General features: G+C 66.2%; 19 protein-coding genes. 8 read left to right on the plus strand and 11 right to left on the minus strand.

Going from position 1 to position 22,205, the window contains the following annotated elements; genetic code table 11:
* The first annotated feature begins 674 nt into the window (after positions 1-674).
* On the plus strand, positions 675-2,276 hold the full coding sequence (locus ACTOWK_RS09675) for a hypothetical protein (protein ID WP_441329959.1): 1,602 nt from the start codon (positions 675-677) through the stop codon (positions 2,274-2,276).
* 566 nt (positions 2,277-2,842) lie between these two features.
* The gene (locus tag ACTOWK_RS09680) at positions 2,843-4,036 is read left to right on the plus strand and encodes a hypothetical protein (RefSeq protein WP_441329960.1); all 1,194 of its coding nucleotides are present in this window, start codon (positions 2,843-2,845) and stop codon (positions 4,034-4,036) included.
* Between the two features lie 106 nt (positions 4,037-4,142).
* Here ACTOWK_RS09680 and ACTOWK_RS09685 read toward each other — a convergent pair whose 3' ends face one another.
* Positions 4,143-4,904: a DUF3472 domain-containing protein gene (locus tag ACTOWK_RS09685; protein WP_441329961.1), complete on the minus strand. Its 762-nt coding sequence runs from the start codon at positions 4,902-4,904 to the stop codon at positions 4,143-4,145.
* Between the two features lie 610 nt (positions 4,905-5,514).
* Here ACTOWK_RS09685 and ACTOWK_RS09690 point away from each other — a divergent pair.
* The 3 genes from ACTOWK_RS09690 to ACTOWK_RS09700 all read left to right on the plus strand — a co-directional run bounded on the left by ACTOWK_RS09690 (position 5,515) and on the right by ACTOWK_RS09700 (position 11,026).
* Positions 5,515-8,145, plus strand: a complete 2,631-nt coding sequence (locus ACTOWK_RS09690; RefSeq protein WP_441329962.1) for an excinuclease ABC subunit A — start codon at positions 5,515-5,517, stop codon at positions 8,143-8,145.
* 1,118 nt (positions 8,146-9,263) lie between these two features.
* Positions 9,264-9,875, plus strand: a complete 612-nt coding sequence (locus ACTOWK_RS09695) for a TetR/AcrR family transcriptional regulator (protein ID WP_441329963.1) — start codon at positions 9,264-9,266, stop codon at positions 9,873-9,875.
* A 116-nt stretch (positions 9,876-9,991) separates the two neighbouring features.
* The gene (locus ACTOWK_RS09700) at positions 9,992-11,026 is read left to right on the plus strand and encodes an NADP-dependent oxidoreductase (RefSeq protein ID WP_441329964.1); all 1,035 of its coding nucleotides are present in this window, start codon (positions 9,992-9,994) and stop codon (positions 11,024-11,026) included.
* Between the two features lie 70 nt (positions 11,027-11,096).
* Here ACTOWK_RS09700 and ACTOWK_RS09705 read toward each other — a convergent pair whose 3' ends face one another.
* The 5 genes from ACTOWK_RS09705 to ACTOWK_RS09725 all read right to left on the minus strand — a co-directional run bounded on the left by ACTOWK_RS09705 (position 11,097) and on the right by ACTOWK_RS09725 (position 16,276).
* The gene (locus tag ACTOWK_RS09705; RefSeq protein WP_441329965.1) at positions 11,097-12,122 is read right to left on the minus strand and encodes a M28 family peptidase; all 1,026 of its coding nucleotides are present in this window, start codon (positions 12,120-12,122) and stop codon (positions 11,097-11,099) included.
* Between the two features lie 218 nt (positions 12,123-12,340).
* Positions 12,341-13,360 (minus strand): hypothetical protein, encoded by a 1,020-nt coding sequence (locus ACTOWK_RS09710; RefSeq protein WP_441329966.1) that lies wholly within the window; start codon positions 13,358-13,360, stop codon positions 12,341-12,343.
* A 170-nt stretch (positions 13,361-13,530) separates the two neighbouring features.
* Positions 13,531-14,043 (minus strand): hypothetical protein, encoded by a 513-nt coding sequence (locus ACTOWK_RS09715; RefSeq protein WP_441329967.1) that lies wholly within the window; start codon positions 14,041-14,043, stop codon positions 13,531-13,533.
* A gap of 312 nt (positions 14,044-14,355) precedes the next feature.
* On the minus strand, positions 14,356-14,865 hold the full coding sequence (locus tag ACTOWK_RS09720; protein WP_441329968.1) for a hypothetical protein: 510 nt from the start codon (positions 14,863-14,865) through the stop codon (positions 14,356-14,358).
* A 130-nt stretch (positions 14,866-14,995) separates the two neighbouring features.
* Positions 14,996-16,276, minus strand: a complete 1,281-nt coding sequence (locus tag ACTOWK_RS09725; protein ID WP_441329969.1) for an acyltransferase family protein — start codon at positions 16,274-16,276, stop codon at positions 14,996-14,998.
* A gap of 411 nt (positions 16,277-16,687) precedes the next feature.
* Here ACTOWK_RS09725 and ACTOWK_RS09730 point away from each other — a divergent pair, with 411 nt between their 5' ends.
* Positions 16,688-17,740: an Lnb N-terminal periplasmic domain-containing protein gene (locus tag ACTOWK_RS09730; protein ID WP_441329970.1), complete on the plus strand. Its 1,053-nt coding sequence runs from the start codon at positions 16,688-16,690 to the stop codon at positions 17,738-17,740.
* A 39-nt stretch (positions 17,741-17,779) separates the two neighbouring features.
* On the opposite strand, the gene ACTOWK_RS09735 is transcribed toward ACTOWK_RS09730, so the two are convergent.
* The 3 genes from ACTOWK_RS09735 to ACTOWK_RS09745 all read right to left on the minus strand — a co-directional run bounded on the left by ACTOWK_RS09735 (position 17,780) and on the right by ACTOWK_RS09745 (position 19,196).
* On the minus strand, positions 17,780-18,007 hold the full coding sequence (locus ACTOWK_RS09735; RefSeq protein ID WP_441329971.1) for a hypothetical protein: 228 nt from the start codon (positions 18,005-18,007) through the stop codon (positions 17,780-17,782).
* Between the two features lie 38 nt (positions 18,008-18,045).
* Positions 18,046-18,516 (minus strand): hypothetical protein, encoded by a 471-nt coding sequence (locus ACTOWK_RS09740; RefSeq protein ID WP_441329972.1) that lies wholly within the window; start codon positions 18,514-18,516, stop codon positions 18,046-18,048.
* Positions 18,517-18,680: 164 nt separating this feature from the next.
* Entirely contained in the window at positions 18,681-19,196 is a 516-nt protein-coding gene (locus ACTOWK_RS09745; RefSeq protein ID WP_441329973.1) for a MarR family winged helix-turn-helix transcriptional regulator, read from the minus strand.
* Between the two features lie 75 nt (positions 19,197-19,271).
* Between ACTOWK_RS09745 and ACTOWK_RS09750 the strand changes: the two genes are divergently transcribed.
* A complete protein-coding gene (locus ACTOWK_RS09750; protein WP_441329974.1) occupies positions 19,272-20,144 on the plus strand; it encodes an EamA family transporter in 873 nt (290 codons plus the stop codon).
* Positions 20,145-20,198: 54 nt separating this feature from the next.
* A complete protein-coding gene (locus ACTOWK_RS09755; protein WP_441329975.1) occupies positions 20,199-20,816 on the plus strand; it encodes a nitroreductase family protein in 618 nt (205 codons plus the stop codon).
* 84 nt (positions 20,817-20,900) lie between these two features.
* Here the strand turns inward: ACTOWK_RS09755 and ACTOWK_RS09760 are convergent, their stop codons facing one another.
* On the minus strand, positions 20,901-21,185 hold the full coding sequence (locus ACTOWK_RS09760; RefSeq protein ID WP_441329976.1) for a hypothetical protein: 285 nt from the start codon (positions 21,183-21,185) through the stop codon (positions 20,901-20,903).
* Positions 21,186-21,281: 96 nt separating this feature from the next.
* A complete protein-coding gene (locus ACTOWK_RS09765) occupies positions 21,282-21,956 on the minus strand; it encodes a DUF6973 domain-containing protein (RefSeq protein WP_441329977.1) in 675 nt (224 codons plus the stop codon).
* Between the last annotated feature and the right edge of the window lie 249 nt (positions 21,957-22,205).

The following is a 22,205-nucleotide window of genomic DNA, read 5'->3' on the forward strand; positions in this document are numbered from 1 at the left end:
GGGCCTTGCCTGTTGCGGAAGCGAAACCGCTGCATGGGCGGCTGCCGCAAGCGGCCGGCGACCGAGCGTGGAACTCGTACCGCGACCATGGCCGAACTGTGTTTTTTGTTGGTTCTGCCAGCCGGCGAATCGCAGAAAAAATCCCGGGAACTTAGCGCGGGGAGCGGATACGAGCAGGCAGCGCCGGAGCGCCGGTCGCTTGGGTACGAAACGGCCAGGGCGGCTGCCATCGAACGGCATCGGCGTTGCTTGCGCCGGGCTTTCGTTTTCGGCGCGCGCGAGCTCCGGCCGAGTTCGGTCAGCCGTTGCGGCGAGCCCGCGTCGTTGAGTTCGTCGAGCACGGCGGCCGCATCGTCGGCATGCACCTTGCCCCATCAGCGCTTCAACTTGCTGTCCCAGACCCGCCAGCTGTCTGCGAGGACGGGCTGGCCGAGCTGGCGTCGCTTGCGGCCCCCGTGCCTTATCTCGATGCCGCGGCACTGCAGCACAGGTCTGCCGCCGAGGCGAGAGCAGATCCGGTTTTCGAAACCGTGATGCGATTGGCCAAGTCGAAAACCGGCGCCCGGGAATTTGTCGAAACTGGATGCGGCCCGGCGCGGTTCCGGATTTTTCCATTGGGCGGCCGCCGTAGACAACGGCACCCTGATGCCGCGATTACCGCACCAGGAGAGATCATGAAAGAAGCATGCTTATTGCCGCGCACGGGCAAACCGAGCCTGCGGCTGCTGTTGACGCGCGCCGCATTGTTGGCCGGCGGCTCGCTCGCGCTGGCGGGCTGCCCTCAGCAACAGGCCGCACCGCCCGCTACGGCAGCGCCGCTCGAAAACGCCACGCCCGCCGCGGCGCTGACGGTCGGTTCGGCGCCGCCCGCGGCGGCCTCGCCGCAGGTCGACGCAACCGCCCGCCCGGATTCGTCCGCAGCGGCCCCGACGCGTAGCGCACTCGTCGCCTCGTGCACTCAGGTGCAGCAATACGAAGTTACCTTCGTCCTCGACCGCGCCTATCCCTGCGGCCAGTTCGCCAACGGCGACTACTGGGTCGCGCCGACCGCCGACAGCCTGGGCAAGGTCAAGGTGCTGTCGATCTCGCCGGCCTTCGCCAGCGGTCGCAACGGCTTCGAGGTCAACCCGACCCAGGTCGACCGCCAAGGCTTCGACTCGCGCGCAAGCAACTACCTCCGCTCGCTGGTGCCGGCGCTGCCCTATTCGGCCTCGCCGAACCAATCCATCGTCAAGGCGAAATCGCTCTCCACCTTCAACAAGACCGCGCTCGACACCGCGGTAGTGCTGACGGTGTTGGCCGCGCCTCCGGCCGATGGCGGCAGCACCTCGTTCCGTCCGCCGTACTTCGGCCGCAGCAAGCCGCTGTACTCGACCAACCGGTTGCGCCTGGATCGCTTGCCCTCGCTCGCGCCGCTGGCGTCGGCGCCGGCCTTGAGCGCGTTGTCGGCGAGGTACCAGCGCCTGCAGTTGGATCACCAGTTGCACTGGAGCGCCGACGAGATCCATCCGCTCAAGAACATGCCGGACTACGGGGCTTGGATCGCGACGAACTTCGCCGAGGCGTCGCTGCGCCTGATGGTCGACGGCAATGCGGCCGAGCGCCGCAAGCTGGCAATTAACATGGTGCAGTACGGCATCGACCTCGACGCCGGCATGCAGGGCGGCTTGCATTTCAATGCCGACGGCGGTCACCGTCACGGCCGCAAGTTGGTGTTGGCGTTGTCGGCGCTGCTGCTCGACGATCCGGCGATGGCCGCGCGCGTGCGCGATTTCCAGCAGGGGACCTTCCAGGAAGACGGCCAGCTGTATGTCGGTGCCGCCTCCGGGCAGGTGTTGTTCGGCGGCCTGTGTTCGGCCGAGGACTATTGGGACAACCAGAACACCGGCGGCAACTCGCGCGATTGCCGCGATCCTTATGGCTACATCGACGGCGGCCAGGAACCAGGCGCCTACTATCAGATGTGCTGCACGGCCAAGGGCTATAAGGCCACCGCGCTGGCGCTGCGGCTGATGCCGTCGCTGCGTTGCATCTGGACCGACGACAAGATCCTGCGTTACGCCGACCGTTGGGTGAACCACGGTGCATGGACTCAGCCCGACCCCTACCAGCCCAACGGCAACGGCGCGCTCGACAACAACCCCGCCGACGGCACCGGGCGCTGGCCGGCCCTGCACGGCGCCGCCCGCGACGCGGGCTATTACGGCAGCGAGTTCGCCGATGCGATGTGGACCGCCTACCGCGCGCAGGCCAGCGATACCTATAGCTGCCCCTGATCGAGGTATCTCGGCATAGCGCCTGACGATAGCGGTCGGGTGCGAAACCATCGAAGGGCCGCTCCATTCGTGGAGCGGCCCTTTTTGTTTCGGAGAGCAATTCGATGCCATCGTCCGAGGTTCGCACCGGCCGAGGCGGTAGTCCGGTTGGCGGCGCGGAGGGCTTGGATCCCCGCCTCCGCGGAGATGACGAAAGCGGGAGCGGGCGATGCCTGCGATGCGCACAGCTTGGATCGGCCTGACGGTCGATGTTCCTTTTGCCGCCCGCAAGCACCATGTCAGCCGATGCGCATCTCACTCGACCGTCATCCCCGCGAAGGCGGGGATCCAGAGACTTCAGCGTCATGTCGCGGTGGAGCCGTCCGAGGAGTCGGGCCTCGCTGAGGCGCCGGCGGCCTTGGCTGCGAACTCGCCGTGGGTTTTGCTATGTTGCCGGCACCGGTCGCCCATGCCGCAGCGAAGTCGCAAGGCCGTCGCGGGCAGGCCACCGGTCTTTCAGGGGGGGAGGCGCAGCAGCGCCTTGCCGATACGGAACATCCAGGGGGCAGTATCCAATGAAGCAGTCGATGCAATCGGCCCGTCGCGGGCCGGTAGGTTTCTTTCGTGCGCGGATCGCAGTGGCGGTCGCGCTTGCCGCCCACGGCGCGGTCGCCATGGCCAAGCCGCCGGAGCCTTTGCCGTATCCCTTGGCGCCTGAACTCGCGGTCGAGTTGTACCTGACCCAGACCGAGCTGACGCCGGTCAGCGGCGTCTCCAGTCCGGTCGTGGACCCGGTGATGATGAACGGCTTGGTCGCGAATCACGGCACGGCCGGATTGATCGGCGGCCTGCTCGGCGGCCTGATCGTCGGCGCGATCATCCAGAAAGGCGCGAACGACGGCGCCAAGTGGGGCAACGAGGTCGTTGGCCCCTACGACTACCGGACCTCGATGGAGGCCAGCCTGCGCGCGGCGCTCGTCTCCGGCGGCATCACCTCGTCGCCGATCATCAAGCTGGTGCTGCCCGAACCCAAGCCCGAGCCCAGTACCGAGTCCGGCGCGGCCGCCGCCAAGCCGAAGCCGGTCGGCAAGGACCCGGTGGCGTGCACGAACCCGGTGCTGCGCTTGCGCCCGCTGCGCTGGGCGCCGGTGAACAGCACGCTGGTGACCGGGCTCAATGCCAGCTTCTACGATTGCGTGCCCGGCAAGAAGGGCGGGCTCGAAGAGAAGCTGGGCTGGTCGCGGGGTTACCAGGTGTCGATGGTCGCCGACGCCGAGGCGATGCCGCGCAAGCAGCAGAAGGGCTATATCGAGGGGCTGGATGCGGCGCGCGTGCACCAGTTGCTCGACCATTCCGCGGCCGAAGTCGCGGCGATGTTCGCCTACGAGTTTTCGCAGGAGGGGCGCGTCGAGCGCGAGCAGAAGGTCAGCGTGTGGAACGGTTTCCGCCAGATACGCGCCGGAGAGTACTGGACCTGGAACCGTCATCGCCACGCGATGATGCCGGACATCCTGGGCACCTACCGGCTCAACGACGCTTCGCTCGTCGCCTTCAGCGCCGATGCGGCGGCGCCGGCGGTTGCCGCTGCGCCCGCGACGACCGTCGTCAGCGAAGCCGCTGCAGGCCCTGCGGTGGTGGCCGCTCCTGCAAGTTCCGTGGCCCCCGCGCAGGCGCCTGCGGCTCCCGCGGTTCCTGTCGTACCGGCAGCACCGGCCGCTGCGCCGGCCACGCCCGAAGCCTCGGCTTCGGCCGCCGGTGGCGACGCCGTACAGGGTCGGTAACCGCGATCAGCGCCGGGCTCGGTCGACGATCGAGCCCGGCGCCGCAGCAAGACAAAGGCCCGCAACGCGGGCCCTTGTTTTATGCGGGTCTTGCCACGGCGCGCGATCATTCGCTCGGCGATGCGTATCCGTCCAGGTTGCTGACGATGTTCATGCACTTGCCGGTGGCGTCGCAGGCGGCGTGGGCGAGGTTCTTGTCGTTGCAGTTGCCGTAGGTCTTGGTGGTCTGGCTGGTCGCCGGCAGGTTGCCGTTGGCGACCGGCAGGTAGAACACCGAGGACTGCGCGCCGATCACGTTGCACGAGGGCAATTGGTTCGCGCCCTGGCTGTACTCCTCGACGAAGCTGACGGTCTGGCTCTTGAAGCCGCTCCAGGTGGCCGGGATGTTGATCGTGGCGACGGTGATGCTTTCGCCGGTCATCAGGTCGGTGACCACGCCGCTCACCTTGGTCGAGGCGCGGATCACGTCGACCTTGTACTTGTGGCCGGGCTTCCAGTTCCACTTGATCTGGCACTGCACGCCGCTGCCTTCGTGGGAGAAGTGGCCGCAGCTGGCGCGGCTCGATGCATCCCAGCCGCTGGCGAGCCAGATCGAAAAGTTGAGCCAGCGTTGACCGCTGCGGTTCTGCAAGCCGATGTAGCCGCCGTCGCCGCCGTGGAACCAGAACTGGTTGGCCCAGTAATAGTTCGAACGCGAGCCGCCGTCGTGGTTGACCTGATCGTAGAAGGTGAGCTGGTTGTAGCCGGCGGTGGTCGCCGGCCAATGCGCATCGGTGCTGACGATCCCGCCCACGACCACGGCTTGCGCGGTCGGCCCGATCAACATGCATGCTGCTGCGATCAGCCCGGTCAGAGCTAGCTTCTTCATTGCGGTTCCTCTTGCGGATGGGGCCGCCCGCGAATACGGGTCGGTGCACGGCCTGGGTGCAGCGCGAACCTAGCGTTCCGCGTGGCACGGGGAAATGGCCGATATCGTTGTCATCCGCGCAGGCCGTGGTATCCGATCACGTTCTCGATGATTGCATCGCGATCCGCGTCTGGGATAGCCATGAAAGCATCGCGAAGAATCCGCGGCGACCGCGGATATCGACGCCATCGTCCTGTTTGCGCGGCGATGCAGCGACCGCAGGCACCTTCGTTGAAAGACAACGGTGTCTTCAGCGCCGATGCCTGGCCGAGCCAATCGCAGAGCGCCGCGGTTGCGGGCTGCTGTCGCTGCGATGCATCGGGGCGGTAGTTGGGACGGTGGATTGGGGCCTGGCGATGCTTTAAGACTTCTTAGTCCGTTTCGCAGCGCCGCCTTGCCCGGACAAATCGCAGCGGACCCGTCGGGGCCGGCACGCATGCGGCCGGCGCGCACCCGGAGGCTCGCAGCGAATCGGCACGGCCGATTCGGTACGGCGCCGCGCTCCCCAAGCCGGGCGCGAGCGGGTATCTTCACCGCCCTGCCGCATTCCCAGTGCTCCAATCCCGTCCTTATGGCCAAGAAACAGCTCCGCCGCGACCCCGGTTTCGATGCTTTCGTCCGTGTCCGCGGCGCGCGCGAGCACAACCTCAAGGACATCGACGTCGACATCCCGCGCGATGCGCTGGTGGTGTTTTCCGGCGTGTCGGGTTCGGGCAAGTCCTCGCTCGCCTTCGGTACGCTCTATGCCGAAGCCCAGCGGCGTTATCTGGAATCCCTGTCGCCGTACGCGCGGCGCCTGATCGATCAGGTCGGCGTGCCCGACGTCGATGCGATCGAAGGCCTGCCGCCTGCGGTGGCCCTGCAGCAGCAACGCGGCAGCCCCAACGTACGTTCGACGGTCGGCAGCGTGACCACCTTGTCGAGCTTGCTGCGCATGCTGTGCTCGCGCGCCGGCAGCTATCCGGCCCAGCAGCCGATGCTGTACGCCGAGGATTTCTCGCCGAACACGCCGCAGGGCGCCTGCCCGAACTGCCACGGCCTGGGCTACGTCTATGAAGTGACCGAACAGTCGATGGTGCCGGACCCGTCGCTGAGCATCCGCGAGCGCGCGATCGCCTCGTGGCCGCCGGCCTGGCATGGACAGAACCTGCGCGACATCCTGGTCACCCTGGGCTACGACATCGACAAGCCCTGGCGCGATCTGTCGAAGAAGGATCGCGAGTGGATCCTGTTCACCGAGGAGCAGCCCTCGGTACCGGTGTATGCCGGCTTCAGCGTCGCCGAGACCCGCGCCGCGCTGCGCCGCAAGGCCGAGCCCAGCTACATGGGCACCTACATGGGCGCGCGCAAGTACGTGCTGCATACCTTCGCCAGCACCCAGAGTGCGCTGATGAAGAAGCGCGTGTCGCGCTACATGATCGGCGCGCAGTGCCCGCTCTGCGAGGGCCGGCGTCTGAAACGCGAAGCCTTGTCGGTGACGTTCGCCGGGCTGGACATCGGCAGCCTGTCGCAGTTGTCGCTGGACCGGATCGCCGAGGTGCTGAAGCCCGCGGCGGAAGGTCGCTTCGATGCGCCTGCGAGCGCCGCCACCCGCAGCCGCGCCGCCGGCCGCAGCGCCGAAGCCAAGCGCATCGCCGCCGGCGGGCTGGCGCATGCCGGCAGCTCCGACGTGCGGCGCACACCGAACCTGTCCGAGGAAAAACGCATCGCCGCGCAGCGCATCGCCCACGACCTGGTCGAGCGCATCGGCACCTTGCAGGCCTTGGGGCTCGGCTATCTGGCGATGGACCGGGCCACGCCGAGCCTGTCGCCGGGAGAGTTGCAGCGGCTGCGCCTGGCCACCCAGATCCGATCCAATCTGTTCGGTGTGGTCTACGTGCTCGACGAACCGTCGGCGGGCCTGCATCCGGCCGACAGCGAGGCGCTGCATCGCGCGCTGGACCAACTCAAGGCCGCCGGCAATACCGTGTTCCTGGTCGAGCACGATCTGGAAACCTTGCGCCGCGCTGACTGGCTGGTCGACGTCGGTCCCGACGCCGGACAACACGGCGGACGCATCCTCTACAGCGGCCCGCCCGAGGGGCTGCGCGAGATCGAGGCTTCGCGTACCCGGCCGTATCTGTTCGATCTCGTCGTCGCCCCGCCACGGCCTTCGCGCAAGCCGTCGGGCTGGCTGGAACTGCGCGGCCTGCATCGCAACAATCTGCACGGCCTCGACGCACGCTTTCCTTTGGGCGCGTTCACCGCGGTTACCGGCGTGTCGGGTTCGGGCAAATCGAGCTTGGTCAGCCAGGCCCTGGTCGAATTGGTCGGCGAGCACCTGGGCCATGAGCCGGTGGTCGAAGAGAGCGACAGCGACACGCCGCAACCCGGCCCGCTCGCGCGCGTATCCGGGCGCCTGCATGCCGGCGCCGACGCGATCAAGCGCCTGGTCAACGTCGACCAGAAACCGATCGGCCGTACCCCGCGCTCGAACCTGGCCACCTACACCGGCTTGTTCGATCACGTGCGCAAGCTGTTCGCCGCGACCGCGATGGCGAAGACCCGCCGCTACAATGCCGGGCGGTTTTCCTTCAACGTCGCCCAGGGGCGTTGCGACACCTGCGAGGGCGAGGGCTTCGTCCAGGTCGAATTGCTGTTCATGCCGACCGTGTACGCGCCGTGCCCGACCTGCCACGGCAGCCGTTACAACGCCAAGACCCTCGAAGTCGTCTGGAACGGGCGCAACATCGCCGAAGTGTTGGCGATGACGGTCGACGAAGCGCTCGCCTTCTTCGACGGCGAAGCGACGATCCGGCGCTCGCTGAGCCTGCTGCGCGACATCGGCCTGGGTTATCTGCGCCTGGGACAGCCGGCGACCGAGCTGTCCGGCGGGGAAGCGCAGCGCATCAAGCTGGCGACCGAGCTGCAGCGCAGCCAACACGGCGACACCTTGTACGTGCTCGACGAGCCGACCACCGGCCTGCATGCGGCCGATGTCGACAAGCTCATGGCGCAATTGCACGGCCTGGTCGAAGCCGGCAACACCGTGGTCGTGGTCGAGCACGAAATGCGCGTGGTCGCCGACAGCGATTGGGTCATCGACATCGGCCCCGGCGCGGGCGAGCAGGGCGGGCAGATCGTCGCCAGCGGTACGCCGCAACAGGTCGTGCGGTCGAAGATCAGTCGCACTGCGCCTTATCTGCGGCAAGTGCTGGCGTGATCGGGGGCGGCATCGGCATATCGGGTTGCTGGGCAGGCGCCCGGTTTTCTGTAGGAGCGGCGTGAGCCGCGACCGCGTTGCTTGACGTTGCGACGTTTCTTACCGCAGGGCGGTGAAGCCAAGGCAAGATCTAAAGCTTCCGTCCGCTAACGCGGCCGGGTTACTTTCTTTTGCTGGCCCAAAAGAAAGCTAACCAAAGGGAGGCCTTCCTTGACGAAGCTCCCGTACGAGTACGGTGCTCGCGCCGGGATTTTTCGATAGGACATCCTTGTCCTATCGGGGCATTCCATTTAGAAGCCGGGCGCACGTCCTGTGCGCCGCCCTCCGGGTCTACGATCGCATCGCAAGTTTGGCACTGCGCCAAGCTTTCACGGCAAAGGCAAAGGCAAAGGCAACGGCAACGGCAACAGCAAAGGCAAAGGCAACAGCAACGGCAATTCGGTTGCTCTTGGGTAGGAGCGGCGCGAGCCGCGACCGCGAATCTTGGTTGATGAGAATCTTTCGAAGCCACTTCGATCCAAGGCTTTAGATCTGGCTCTGGCTGTGCGTCATCTCGCCCTCGCGAAGGCAATCGAAGACCCGGAGGGCGGCCTGCAGGGATGCAGGCCGTTTTTCATCGGGACAGGGATGTCCCGTATGAAAAATCCCTGCGGATGCATCGCTCGTGCGGGCTGGTGATTCAAAACAAAGCATTTTTCTTTGGTTAGCTTTCTTTTGTTGCTTTAGACAAAAGAAAGTAACCCGCCGCTTTAGTGGCGGAAGCTTTTAGCGTTTGATCTAGATCTAGATCTAGATCTAGATCTTGATCTTGATCTTGCTTGAGCGATACGCAGCAAGACCCGAAGCATGGCGGTCGCGACTTGCGCCGCTCCACCCTGACGGGCTGCGGCCGGCATCGGCGCGAGATTGATGCGACGCGGTCGCGGCTCGCGCCGCTCCTACCCTGGCGAGGAAATGCCGCTTCGGCGAACGACGACGGCCCCGTGATCTGTGCGTGTCCCGCGGCCACGACTTATGACCGAAGGAAGTCACGTGAAACGTCGCTCCTACAGCGAAGGATGCAAAACAGTCATTTAATCACTAGACGACCGGTCTAATAGGCGCTATCGTGCCATCCCATGAACGCCACCCCCGCCTCCACCGACGTCCGCCGCCACATCCTCGAGGTGGCCCACCCGCTGTTCCTGCGCAAGGGTTTCACCGCGGTCGGGTTGTCGGAAGTGCTGGCCGCGGCGCAGGTGCCGAAGGGCTCGTTCTATCACTACTTCGGGTCCAAGGAAGCCTTCGGCGAAGCGGTGCTCGAGGTCTATTTCGCCGAGTACCTGGGACGTATGGATGCCTTGCTGGCGCAGCCCGGCACCGGGGCGCAGCGGGTGATCGCCTTCTTCAACGACTGGCTCGACTCGCAAACCGGCGAGGAAAGCCAAAGCCGTTGCCCGGTGGTCAAGCTCGGCGCCGAGGTCTGCGATCTGTCGGAAAGCATGCGCGCGGCGCTGGCGCGCGGTACGCGCGGGGTCATCGATCGGCTGGCGCAAGGTATCGAAGCCGGGCGCGTGGACGGCTCACTCGCCAATCTCGCCGACGCATCGGACTCGCAGGCGACCGCGGTCGCGCTTTATCAGAGCTGGCTCGGCGCCAGTCTGCTGGCCAAGATCGCCCGCGACCGCAGCAGCCTGGACATGGCCATGACCGGCACGCGCGAGCGGCTCGGCCTGGCCCAAGACGCCTGAGGCGGGAGCGTGCCTGCGCTCCCGCCTTTGTTTTGCCTGCTCTATAGACGACCGGTCTATTTGTTGCGGGCCGGCCGCCACCCTACAACCAACCCCACCGCTAAAGGAATGCACTCATGTCGCAACGCGATACCGTCAACCGCCGCATCGTCCTGGTGAACCGCCCGAGCGGCCTGCCGACGACGCAGGACGTCCGCTTCGAAGAAACCGCCGTACCGACGCCCGACGAAGGCCAGGTGCTGCTGCGCACGCTGTACCTGTCGCTCGATCCCTACATGCGCAATCTGATGGACGAAGCCGGGACCAGTTATGCGCCGCCGGTGGCGCTGGGCGCGCCGATGGTCGGCGGCACGGTCAGCCGTGTCGCGGCCTCCAGGCACCCGCAGTTCCGCATCGGCGAGGTGGTGCTCGGCAATGCCGGCTGGCAGGACTACGCCCTGTCCGACGGCAAGGATCTGCAGGCGCTCGGCGAGATGGCGCGTCCCTCGCTCGCCTTGGGCGGGCTCGGCATGCCGGCCTTCACCGCTTACGTCGGCTTGCTCGACATCGGCCAGCCCCAGGCAGGCGAAACCGTGGTCGTGGCCGCGGCGACCGGCGCGGTCGGCTCGGTGGTCGGGCAGATCGCCAAGCTCAAGGGCGCGCGCGTGGTCGGCATCGCCGGCGGCGCCGACAAATGCCGCCATGCGGTCGAGGAGCTCGGCTTCGACGTGTGCCTGGACCGTCACGACCCGCGGCTGGCCGAGCAACTCGCCGCGGCCTGTCCCGACGGCATCGACGTGTACTTCGAAAATGTCGGCGGTGCGGTGTTCGATGCGGTGCTGCCATTGCTCAACATCGGCGCGCGCGTGCCGGTCTGCGGCGTGATCGCGCACTACAACGGCGCTGAGCGCGCCTCCGGACCGGATCGTCTGGCGCAGACGATGACCGCGCTGCTGCAGAAGCGCATCCGCATGCAGGGCTTCATCATCCTCGACCACTATGGCGATCGTTTCGAAACCTTCAGCCGCGAGATGGGCGAGTGGGTTGCCGAGGGTCGGGTCAAGTTGCACGAAGACGTGGTCGAAGGCCTGGAGAATGCACCGGCCGCATTCATCGGCCTGCTCGAAGGGCAGAACCTCGGCAAGCGGGTGGTGCGCGTCGCCGCGGCCTGAGGCGCGGTTCGGCCCGGACGCGTGGCGTGCATGCAACCGGCGGCGTCGCGGGTTGCATGCGCGCGACGATTCAACCGGTGCCGGGCCGCTGGGCGATGGCATACACCGCCTGCACCACTTTCGCCATGCGCGTGTAGTCGAGCTTGTCGTAGGTGTCGCTGGCCTGGTGGTAGGTGTCGCTGCGCAGGAAGGCGGTGTCGCTGACCATGAACGCCGGATAGCCTTCGTGCCAATAGCTCAGGTGATCGGAAAAATCGATGCCCTGCAATAGCGGCAAGGCATTGATCGAGTGCACGGGCAGGTCGCTGGCCCCGGCCATGGTCGCCTTGAGCCGGCGCAGGGTGCCGAAGTCGCTCATCTTGCCGACCAGGACCACGAAATTGCCGCGGTCCGGGTACAAACGGTCCATGCCGGGCACTGGATAGCGCTGGCTGCCGGGGCGGTCGCTGAAGCGGCCGATCATTTCCAGCGACAGCATGAACTCCACTTTGCGACCGCTGGCCTTGAGCGCACGCGCATGCCAGGCACTGCCCATGTGCCCGCTGCGGAAATGCGGTGGTTCTTCCAGGGTGTAGGCGACCAGCTCGACCGCATGCGCGGGCCGGTTGCGGCCGAGCAGGCGCGCCAGTTCCAACAATCCGGCGACACCACTGGCGTTGTCGTCGGCGCCCGGGGTGTGGGTGCGCGGCGAATAGCCGCGCGCATCGTCGGTGTCGATGCCGACGCCGATGTCGGCGAAGGAGTCGTAATGCGCGCCGATCACCCGCACCGGTCCGGTGTCGGGGCCGAAGCGCACGATGACGTTGCGATAGCGGCTCTCTTCGACTGCCACTTCCTGATAGGACACGCGGCCGCCGGTGCGGGCGAACTCGTCATGGATGAAGCGCGAGGCGCGGTCGATGTTGTCGAACTGATCGTAGCTGCGCGGGTACAGGTCGACCGACAGGTGCTTCACGTCGGCCTTCAGCCGCGCTGCGTCGACGGCGACGGGTTGTGAGGGCAAGGGGCTGACGAAAGGTTGCACCACGGCGGCGACGGTGGCGGCGGCGATCGATGCCAGGGCGGCGAGGAGCAGGAGAAAACGACGAAACAGCATGGGAGCGACGGCCTTGTCTGCGGATCGGCCATGGCGAGGCCGGATGGGCAGATATACCAGTGAACGCGGCCGCCTTGCGACTGCGTTCGATGCGCCGCAACCCCCTGTGGGGTGGCGCCGGGGTCAAGGCGGCGTTTCCGGCGGCAGGCGTCGTCGCGATTCCCGACCTTCGGGGCCTGCGCTGGAGTCGGCAACCGAGATTCAACCAGTCGCGAGCTTTACAGTTTCTTCAGGCCTTGGTTGTCGAACCCGTCCGGGCTCTGTTGCATCGTCGATTCGGTGATGCTGGAAACGCCTCGTCCGGCCAGTGTGGACGCCACGCCTAGGGCCAATTCGATCGCCACGGCGGTCTGGCCGAGAAGCTTGCGAGCGCCCTGGGTGGGTTCGAAGAAATCGTAGCCGGCCATGACCGCTCTGATCGCCACCTCTCGGTTGGCCATGAAAGCCGCGATCGCTACCGCATTCGTCGACGGCGCTGCGCCGGTGGTATTGGCGAGAGAACGGTTGTATTCGTCGGCTACTTTGCTGGCGGCCGACGCCTTCTCGCTCTCGGGCAGATTCCAGTAGTCGATCTTGAGCCGTGCTGTCGGGGCCGAGGAGGAGCCGGACGTGGAGGTAGAAGCGGTAGTCGGAATGAAGTTGGTGAGATTGACCGGCGGAGGAGGCGTGTAGTCGGTGGACTTCTTGATGAAGTCCTGGTCGGCTCTCACCGCTGCCATCAACGATCCGGTGTCGAAACGGATCAGCCGCTCCCGGGTCCAACCCGCAAGCGCAAGATAGCTGTGGGTGTTGGCGAGCAAGGCGTCGAGCTCGCGCAACAGGAACGATGGGTGGGCTGGAACATCGCTGCCGCTGGTACTGCCGCTATCGCTATCGCTATCGCTGCTGTCGCTGCTGTCGTCGCCGTCCGGCGGCGATATTCCGGCGTCCCGCATTTTTCTGTCGTGATTGAGCAATGGGTAGAGTTCCTCCAGGATCTCCGATTGCCGCTGCGCGCTCATGCCGATCTTCCGCACGAGGCCCTGCACCGTCTGGTACCACTGCACGCGATGCAGGATGTCCATCGCCGCCCAATCGTCGGATTGCATCGAGGCTTTGCGGAGATGGCGGACGATGCCGTCGAGGGTTACCGCATCGATGCCGTCCTGGGGATCGACTTTCGACAGCGCGAACAGATCGCTGATGGTTTCGGCTCTGGCCTTGGCCTGTTCGGCCTCCTTCGACGACTTGGTTCCCATGAGGCGGACTCCTGCGGGCCGAATGGCGGGATGTTTAGCGAAACGCGGCAAGCAAGCCGCCGTGAAACCCGATCGGCCAGGGGCGGCCGTTGCCGCCGTGTGCATTCGCATGAGGCCGGTCACTGCCTGGCGATGGCCCCGGCCTGGGCATCCGGGGCCGCCGCGCCGGCTCAGGGGCTCGGGACATCCTTGAGCGGTTGCCACACCGCCGGCTTCACCTTGATGCGCAGATCGATCAGATTCACGCCGACCGGCGACATCACCAGCAGTTCCTTCGGACGCGCGAACCAGATCACCGCGATCTTGGTCGCCATGTCGAGGTCGTTGCTGTCGAGGAACAGCTTCATCCTCGGCACGTCCTTCTTGCCGAGCACTTCCCAGGGTTTCTGTACCAGGCCGGTGGTGTCGAAGCGGTAGAAATACTGGGCGGTGTCGTAGGCGGTTTCTTCGTCCAGGCCCGAGCTGAAGAACCAGCCGTTCTCACGGTTCTTGTCGATGCACCAACGCTCGGCCTCCAAGGCCAGCTTGCCGTTGTCGACCAGATACTTGAGGTTGGCGCGGCTGGTGGCCAGGCCGTCGGACTTCCACGGTCTGAAGCCGCCGGCCAGTTTGACCTCGCCCGGAGTGCGTCCGGGTTTGCCTCCGCTGGGGCCTTCTTCGCCACGATAGGCATAAGTCGTCATTGCACGTCTCCGTTTCGATGAGTTGAGGGCGAACGCGCGCTGCATGCACAGTCGCGGTCGACCGCGGGCGCGGCGTCGGCCGTACCCGCATCGGAAACGAACGTTGTCGGAGGAGCGAGTGTGAAAGGCCGCCAAGCAGGCGCATGCGCTGCGGCTGCGTGTCCGCTTATGCCCGGTGGATGCGGAAGCGCCGCAGGCAGGCTGCCACGACAGCCGATCGGCGGGCGGGAGACGCCGCCGACGCATTCGCACAAGCCCGACTGCCGCACCTCGATGGCCCCGGCCTTGCGCGGCCGGGACCATCGCGCGGACTCAGGCTCCGTCGTAGTCCTCGAGGGGCAGCCACACATCCGGATTCTTGCCGATGCGCAGATCGATCAGGTTCACGCCGACCGGCGACATGACCAGCAACTGCCTGGGCCTGGCTAACCAGATCACCACGATCTTGGTCGCCGTGTCGAGGTCGTCGCTGTCGAGGTACAGGTGCATCTCCGGCGCGCCGTAATTGCCGAGCACCGTCCATGCCTTCTGGGTCAGGCCGGTGATGTCGAAGCGGTAGAAGTAGGGAGATGCGTGGTAGTCGGCCGGTTCATCCAGCTCCGAGCTGAAGAACCAGCCGTCCTCGCGTTTTTCTCCGCTACACCAGCGTTCTGCCTCGAGGGCCAGCGTGCCGTTGTTCACCAGCCTCCTGAGGTTGGCGCGGCTGATGGTGAGGCTGTCCGACTTCCACTGCTTGAAACCGCTGGCCAGCTTGACGTCGGCCGGGGTCGATCCGAATGCGCTCTGACCGGGCGGTTCTGCGCCGAGATAGGCGTAGGTCATTGCAAGTCTCCGTTTTGATGGGGGGGGGCGAGCGTGCGGTTCCGTGCGCAGCGGCGACCACGCCTGCATCGAAACCAAGGTTCTGGGGAAGGTGTGTGGGAGTGCCCGATACGGCTTTACGCGTTTCACGCTAAGTCGTTGCCGGCAGCGGTACCCCCGCGTCGGACTTGGCGCCGAGCCGGCTTGCGATGTGCTTGCCGATGCGGATGCCGGGTTCTTCGACGTAGCGATAGGTCAGCAGCGCGCTCGCGCACAGCAGCAAGGCGCAGCCGATGTAGATGCTCCAGAACGCCAGGCCGCCGCGGGCGGCGTAGGCAGCGGTGCCCGGGATCGCGAACACCGCGACCAGGATCAGCCCCTGCGAGAGATAGATGCCGTAGCTCAGCTGGCTCAGCCGACGCGAAGCCGGCCACGACAGCAGGCCGAACAAACGGTTGCCCGAGCAGACGATGAAGAAGAACGCGCCGGCGAGCGGACACAGCAGGAACAACTGCGCCAGCCCGATGCGCGGTGCGGCCGAGATCATCGTGGCGAACAGCGCCACCAGGCAGAGCAGCGCGACCACGCTCCACAGCGGCCGCTGCCAGCGCACGCGCGCGCCGATGCCGGCATGCAGCAGCGAGGCGACGAACATACCGGCGCCGAGCATCAGCACCAGTTCGGCCAGTATCGCCAACAGCAGGATCGGGCGCGGCTTGAGCCCGGGCTCGAAACCGCCGTTCCAGCTCGCTGCGGCTATCGTCAGCAGGCATAGCGCGACCAGGCCGGCGCTGAAAGCCAGGTGGCGGCCGCGGCGCACGAACCAGGCCGAGACCGGCAGAGAAAAATAGAACAGCCACTCGAAGAACAAGGTCCAGGTCACCCCGGCCAGGATGGTGCCGGTGTCGGCATAACCGTTGAGGGTCGGCGGTGGCGGCACGATGCCGAGCGCCAGCCAACCCAGGGCCGAGGCGATCGCCTGCGACGGCGGCACCCGCCATTGGAAACCGGTGCGATAGGCGACGATGGCGATCATCGTCAGCACCGCGACCAGATACATCGGCCCCAGGCGGAATACGCGACCGATATACAACGCCTTCCAAGGCGGCCGGCCGCCGGCCTCGAGCAGTTTGTTCCAGAACAAGAAGCCGGTGATCATGAAGAACAGGCAGATCCCGAGCAGGCCGGCGGTGTTGTAGAACGCCGACGGCGACGGTTTCCACACGCCGCTGCGCAGGTACTCGTGGTGGACGATCACGTGGCTGGCGAACACGCTGAGGGCGAGAAAGCCGCGCAGGCCGTCGAGGGTGTCGCTGCGTTTGCCCGCTTGCGGCGGCGCGCGGTCGGCCGCCCGGAACCAGGGCAGGGCGGCGAAGGCCGATGCCGCCAGCAGCATCGCGAAATACGGCCATACCTGATGGATACCGACCATGCGAGTTCCGATGCGGGGCGTGAGATGTCGATCGAGACTAGCGACGTCGCCAGCGAGCTTCCGTTCGTTGGATCACGCTTCCTCATGCGCCGCACGGCGGATGTCGCGACCCGGAACCGGGTTGGTATTCGCGCCATGCGCAGGGTCGTCATGCGGGCTCATCGCCCGGCGACGTAAGCTCGTCGCCGGGTCTGTCCCGATGCCGGCGGTTCCGGCACACCCCGGCGGCCGGCAAACTAGGCGTACTTCTCGCATGACGGACGATTCGATGACTTTCCTGGACACGCGAACGCCGGCGCGCTCGGCCGCCGCTGAGGCGCGGTCGTGCGCGCGCCTGCCAGCGTGCCGCGCGTACGAGGTTGCGGTCATCCGGCCTCCGTCGCGCTTTCGCGGCTGCCACGGGGCGAGCGCATGAGCGAGGTCGGGCACACGTTGGAGCACGGAGGCAGGCGTCGGGCGTTCTGGCTGCGCTGGATATTGCTGGCGCCGGCGATCGCCTTGTCGGCCGCCTGGGGCGGCTTGGCCTTGTGGTATCGACTGCCGCTGGCGGTCGCGTTCAAGGGCGCGATCGTCGCGGTCTTCGCGGTGAGCGCGTTGGCGGCCCTGTTCGCCGCGCGCCGCCTGCGCAGGCCGGCCTTGTGGGGGTATCTGTTGGCCCTGGCCGGCGTGCTGCTGTGGTGGAGCACCTTGCGCCCGTCGCAACATCGGGCGTGGGCCGACGATGTCGCCCGCCATTTGCATGCGCACGTCGACGGCGACCGGGTCCGGCTCGACAACGTGCGCAATTTCGATTGGCGCAGCGACAGCGACTACACGCCGCGATGGGAGCGCCGCGAATACGACCTCGGCCGCCTGCAGTCGGCGGACCTGGTGCTGTCGTACTGGATGGGGCCGGCGATCGCCCACACCCTGGTGTCGTTCGGTTTCGACGACGGCCGCAAGCTGGTGTTCTCGGTCGAGATCCGCAAGGAGCGCGGCGAAGAGTTCTCGACCCTGGGCGGTTTCTTCCGCGAGTTCGAGACCGCCCTGGTGGCGGCCGACGAGCGCGACATCCTGCGGGTGCGCAGCAACGTGCGCAACGAAGAGGTGTATCTGTACCGCTTGCGGCTGCCGAAGGCGGCGCTGCGTTCGCTGTTCCTGGGCTATGTGGCGCAGGCGCGCGAGCTGGAAAGGCAGCCGAGCTTCTACAACACCCTGACCAGCAACTGCACCACCATCGTGTTCGACCTGATGCGCCAGATAGCGCCGGGCTTGCCGCTCGATTACCGTTTGCTGCTGTCGGGTTATCTGGCCGAGTACGCCTACGACCAGGACGGTTTGATGGCGGGGTACGACTACCGCAGCCTGCACGGCCGCGGACGCGTGACCGATCGCGCGCGCGCAGCGGGCGACTCGTCGGCGTTCTCGGAACTCATTCGCGAAGGCGTGCCGGGTGCGGCGGCCGAGCAGGTCCGCGCGCGCTGAGGCCCCGGCGAGCGCGGGGCGATGCGCCGCGGCCGAGGCTCACTCGACGCGCGACAAGCCGAAGCCCTGCAAGTACTCGTCGGTGACCTTGGGCATGCCGGGGCCGCTCCAGACGAACGAGAAGATCGCATCCTCGCGGATGGTGTCGGTGATCTTCGGTGCGGTGACGCCAGGCAGGCCGTCCAGGGCGGCCACGCCCAGGTCGGACATGGGCACGGGCGACAGCTTCGGATTGCCGTTTCGCCTCAATCGGATCGACAGGCGCATGGCCTTCCCCAGGTGGTGCACGTTGCGTGCGATACAACTTAGGCGATGGGCTGTGACTGCCCCGTCAGTTCCCCGGGGTTGCGGGCATAGCTCGCATGCATCGGGATACGGCAATGCAGATCGACCCATGAGCGCATCAGCCCGAAGTCGGCCAGATAGCGGTCGTTGAGATCCGGCTCGCCGCGCAGTCGCCATGCGAAAGACACGCACACGCAGGTCGGCGTATGCCAACCGATCTCGGGTTCCGCCGAGCCGGGCATTCCGTTGATGGCTTGCAGGGCGAGTTCCTGCAGCGGCGTAGCGAGGAATCGCGGATCCAGCGTCCGCCTCAGTGCCGCGACCCAGCGCGATCCCACTTGCCGATCGGTCGCCGCGCGATAGGTGCCGAAACCATGCGCATGCTTGTCGTTTGGATGGATGCAACCGTCGGGCTCGTTCGCACCGCTCATGGCGTGCATCGGAAACTGGGCGAGGTTGCGGTTGCCTGGCCGTCCGATCGGTAGCTGCATGGTCGTCCCCTGGGCGGAAGTGTGCTTTCCGTGGCCAGCATGGACGCGTCGGGTGACTGCCACTTAACCCCGGCGACGGTGGTTCAGTTTGAGCGTTCCCGCTGGTGTCGCATCGCGCTCGGTTCGGGCCGATCACGGCGGTTCGGGCTGCGCCGATGCGTCGCTTATACGGCGGTGGACTCCAGCATCGTCAGCAGCTCCGACAGCGCGTCGTCGAGCGAGCTCAAATTGGCCGGCGCCAGCGTCGCCATGATCCGGCGCTCGTTCTCGATATGCGCCTCGACCGCGCGGTCGATCAAGGCCAGGCCGGCCGGCGTCAGCTGTACCAGCAGGCTGCGCGCGTCGTTGGGGTTGGCCTGGCGTTCGATCCAGCCGGCCGCTTCCAGCCGCTGCAGGCGGTGGGTCATCGTGCCCGAGGTGATCATCAGCGCCGAGAACAGCGCGGTCGGCGCCAGGCAATGCGGCGTGCCGGAACGCCGCAGCGTGGCCAGCACGTCGAACTCCCAACTGGTCATGCCGAACGCCGAGAAAGTCTTGTCCAGGCGACGTTGCAGCAGCGCGGCGCAGCGCTTGACCCGACCGATCGCGCCCATCGGGCTGGCGTCGAGGTCGGGACGCTCGCGGCGCCATTGTTCGAGGATGGCGTCGACCGAGTCGGGCGGGCGTTTCGTCCTGGCCATGCGGGCTCCAAGTATCTTGACTTCAAGATAAACTGTCTTCAGGCTAGGATCTTATCTTGAATTGAAGATAGTTTCATGAGCCCTATCGCGCAACGTCCCGCCGGGATCGACATCCTGCTGACCGCCCTGGCCCCGGCCATCTGGGGTTCCACCTACATCGTCGCATCCGAGCTGCTGCCGCCGGACCGCCCCTACACCGCGGCCTTGATCCGCACCCTGCCGGCCGGTCTGCTGCTGGTCGCCTTCATGCGCCATTGGCCGGCGCGCGGCCAATGGCTGCGCCTGCTGGTCCTGGCGGGATTGAACATCGCCCTGTTCCAGGGCCTGCTGTTCGTCGCCGCCTACCGCCTACCCGGCGGTCTCGCCGCGGTGGTCGGCGCGATCCAGCCCTTGCTGGTGATCGCCCTGACCTGGGCCATCGACCAGCGCCGGCCTTTGCAGTTCGTGGTCTGGGCCAGCGTGCTGGGCGTGGTCGGCATGGCCGTGCTGCTGCTGTCGCCGAGCACGGTGTGGGAGCCGGTCGGCATCGCCGCGGCCCTGGCCGGCGCCGCCTGCATGGCGACCGGCAACTACCTGACCCGGCGCTGGCGCAGCGATATGCCGGTGTTCGCTTTAACCGGTTGGCAGTTGCTGCTCGGCGGGCTGATGTTGGCGCCGGTCGCCCTCGCCGTCGATGCGCCGCTGCCGCGCCTGAGCCCGATCCAGGTCTCGGCCTATGCCTATCTGTCGATCGCCGGCGCCCTGGTCTCGTATGCCCTGTGGTTCCGCGGCCTGGCGCGTTTGCCGCAGGTGGCGGTGTCTTCGCTCGGCCTGCTGAGCCCGCTGACCGCGGTGATCCTCGGTTGGGCCTTGCTCGGCCAATCGCTTACCGGCCTGTCGCTGCTCGGCTTGGCGATCGTGCTCGGCAGCGTGCTGGCCGTGCAATGGCGCAGCAGCCGGCCGGCTTGAACCTGCGGGCGTCTGCGCTCGCTGTTTTCCTCCAATCCCCACTCAAGAAGCGTCATGAATCACCCGATCAGACAACTCATCGAATCGCGCGTATCGGCCAACCGCTACGACCCCAGCCGGCAGATCTCCGACGACGACATCGCCGCTCTGGTCGATCAGGCCACGCGCGCGCCTTCGGCCTACAACTTGCAGAACTGGAAGTTCATCGCCGTGCGCACGCCCGAGGCGAAAGCGCGCTTGAAGGCGCTGTCCTACGGCCAGCAGAAGATCGCCGACGCCTCGGTGGCCTTCATCGTCTGCGGCACCCTGGCGGCGCACGAGCGTTTGCAGCAGGCGCTGCAGCCGTCGGTGGACACCGGGATCATGGCGCAGTCGATGGCCGACGGATGGGTCGCCCAGGCGACGCGCGCGCACGCCGACGACCCGGCGCTACAGCGCGACGAAGCGATCCGTTCGGCATCGCTGGCGGCGATGACTCTGATTCTCGCCGCCGAAGGCATGGGCTGGGCGACCGGCGCGATGGGCGGGATCGACTTCGACGGCGTCGCGCGCGAGTTCGCGCTCGCCGCCGGCGAAGTGCCGGTGATCGTCGTCACCGTCGGCCATCCGCTGCCGGGCAACTGGCCGCAGAAACCGCGCAAGCCGGTGCACGAGGTCATCGCCTACGCCTGAGCCGTGCGTACGGGCGCCCGCTCCGGGGTTACACGGTCTCCCCGATCGAGTCGGGCCCGGGATGCCATCGCGGCCGGATCGAACTCAACGTCGTTCGATGTCGAAACGCACCACCTGGTCGAGGTCGTTGTACTCGATCGCATAGCGCTCGAAATGCACGCCGAAAGGCGAAGCGCCGAGCTCGTAGTAATCGTTGCGCAAGGTACTTCGATCGGGCGGGCCGAGCAGCTCGGCCACCTCGACCCGGCGCATGCCTTCGCGAATATGGCCGCCCTCTTCGAGGGGGACGACCTGCTCGACCCGCGGGTTGTCCAATGCATCGGAACCGCGCTGTTCGCGCCACAACTCAGCATCGAAGTTGCTGGACATTTTGCAGCCCGCCATCGTTAGGCCCAGGAGGGCAAGTAAGCAGCGTTTCGGACAGTGCGACAAGGAGTGCGCTCCTGAAGTCGGTCCGGTCGTGGCTCAGGTGCTTCCGGAAGGGTAGGTCTCGCCGTCGGGCCTGGGTTTGCCTTCTTCCATGACCAGGCCATTGGCCGTTCCATGATCTCCCACCGGCACCTGATCGCTCCACGCCAGATTGCCCTGCCGATCGATCACGATCATTTCGCCGTTGCCGACCGCCGCTTCGACCAGGTCGGCGAGCTCTTTATTGCTGGCATGAGGGTTCTCGGTGGCGATGCGGCGACCGACTTCGTTGTTGTAGAGGTCCATCGCTTCGCGATCGCTCTCATTGAGCGTTCCCTCATGCGCGGTGGCGAAGTCCTTGGCGAATTTCTCGCCGTACTCCTTGGTCATGCGGGCGTTCCAATAGGCGTGGCGGAACGCATCCTGGTGACCGTCCTCGGCGCGATTGGTGTCGAATCGCTTCTCGGACGTGCTGAAGGCATCCTTCCCGATCCTTTTGAACTCGTTGACGCCGTTCAAGCCCTCCTTGGACTGGAGGTTGTCGAGCATCTCGCCCTCGGTCTTGGTCATCTTGGTCGACTTGACGAACCAGCCGACGTAGTTCGGCTCCCATTTGATCATCTTGTCGGTTTCGACTTGATAATCACGCTCGACCTGGCCCAGGTCAGGGCGCGAGTTCAAGGGTTGATGGGGTTGAATCGCACTGCCACCGCCGATGGGATCCAACAACATGACACGCTCCTGTGCAGTCGTGATCGGATGCCAGTAGACGACTGCCGAACGTAGCCGGCAACCTAGGTCGATCCCTAGTGCAAGCATTTGAAATTAAAGAAGTTATGCGGGCAATTTGTTGGCGAATAAGAAACCTTGTGCGCGCTGGATAACGGTATCGTCGGAGATCACGTTCCTGATCGCGGCACACGTCGCAGTTCCATCGCCGGCCGCATTCTTGCGTTGGAAGTGGGCGCGGATTTCCGCTGA

The organism is Lysobacter sp. CA196, from assembly GCF_052078695.1.
Classification (GTDB): domain Bacteria; phylum Pseudomonadota; class Gammaproteobacteria; order Xanthomonadales; family Xanthomonadaceae; genus Lysobacter.

Excerpts from the sequence above, each read along its gene's own strand:
- ACTOWK_RS09675 (WP_441329959.1), top strand. The coding sequence starts at position 675 with ATGAAAGAAGCATGCTTATTGCCGCGCACGGGCAAACCGAGCCTGCGG.
- ACTOWK_RS09680 (WP_441329960.1), top strand. The coding sequence starts at position 2,843 with ATGCAATCGGCCCGTCGCGGGCCGGTAGGTTTCTTTCGTGCGCGGATC.
- ACTOWK_RS09685 (WP_441329961.1), bottom strand. The coding sequence starts at position 4,904 with ATGAAGAAGCTAGCTCTGACCGGGCTGATCGCAGCAGCATGCATGTTG.
- ACTOWK_RS09690 (WP_441329962.1), top strand. The coding sequence starts at position 5,515 with ATGGCCAAGAAACAGCTCCGCCGCGACCCCGGTTTCGATGCTTTCGTC.
- ACTOWK_RS09695 (WP_441329963.1), top strand. The coding sequence starts at position 9,264 with ATGAACGCCACCCCCGCCTCCACCGACGTCCGCCGCCACATCCTCGAG.
- ACTOWK_RS09700 (WP_441329964.1), top strand. The coding sequence starts at position 9,992 with ATGTCGCAACGCGATACCGTCAACCGCCGCATCGTCCTGGTGAACCGC.
- ACTOWK_RS09705 (WP_441329965.1), bottom strand. The coding sequence starts at position 12,122 with ATGCTGTTTCGTCGTTTTCTCCTGCTCCTCGCCGCCCTGGCATCGATC.
- ACTOWK_RS09710 (WP_441329966.1), bottom strand. The coding sequence starts at position 13,360 with ATGGGAACCAAGTCGTCGAAGGAGGCCGAACAGGCCAAGGCCAGAGCC.
- ACTOWK_RS09715 (WP_441329967.1), bottom strand. The coding sequence starts at position 14,043 with ATGACGACTTATGCCTATCGTGGCGAAGAAGGCCCCAGCGGAGGCAAA.
- ACTOWK_RS09720 (WP_441329968.1), bottom strand. The coding sequence starts at position 14,865 with ATGACCTACGCCTATCTCGGCGCAGAACCGCCCGGTCAGAGCGCATTC.
- ACTOWK_RS09725 (WP_441329969.1), bottom strand. The coding sequence starts at position 16,276 with ATGGTCGGTATCCATCAGGTATGGCCGTATTTCGCGATGCTGCTGGCG.
- ACTOWK_RS09730 (WP_441329970.1), top strand. The coding sequence starts at position 16,688 with ATGAGCGAGGTCGGGCACACGTTGGAGCACGGAGGCAGGCGTCGGGCG.
- ACTOWK_RS09735 (WP_441329971.1), bottom strand. The coding sequence starts at position 18,007 with ATGCGCCTGTCGATCCGATTGAGGCGAAACGGCAATCCGAAGCTGTCG.
- ACTOWK_RS09740 (WP_441329972.1), bottom strand. The coding sequence starts at position 18,516 with ATGCAGCTACCGATCGGACGGCCAGGCAACCGCAACCTCGCCCAGTTT.
- ACTOWK_RS09745 (WP_441329973.1), bottom strand. The coding sequence starts at position 19,196 with ATGGCCAGGACGAAACGCCCGCCCGACTCGGTCGACGCCATCCTCGAA.
- ACTOWK_RS09750 (WP_441329974.1), top strand. The coding sequence starts at position 19,272 with ATGAGCCCTATCGCGCAACGTCCCGCCGGGATCGACATCCTGCTGACC.
- ACTOWK_RS09755 (WP_441329975.1), top strand. The coding sequence starts at position 20,199 with ATGAATCACCCGATCAGACAACTCATCGAATCGCGCGTATCGGCCAAC.
- ACTOWK_RS09760 (WP_441329976.1), bottom strand. The coding sequence starts at position 21,185 with ATGTCCAGCAACTTCGATGCTGAGTTGTGGCGCGAACAGCGCGGTTCC.
- ACTOWK_RS09765 (WP_441329977.1), bottom strand. The coding sequence starts at position 21,956 with ATGTTGTTGGATCCCATCGGCGGTGGCAGTGCGATTCAACCCCATCAA.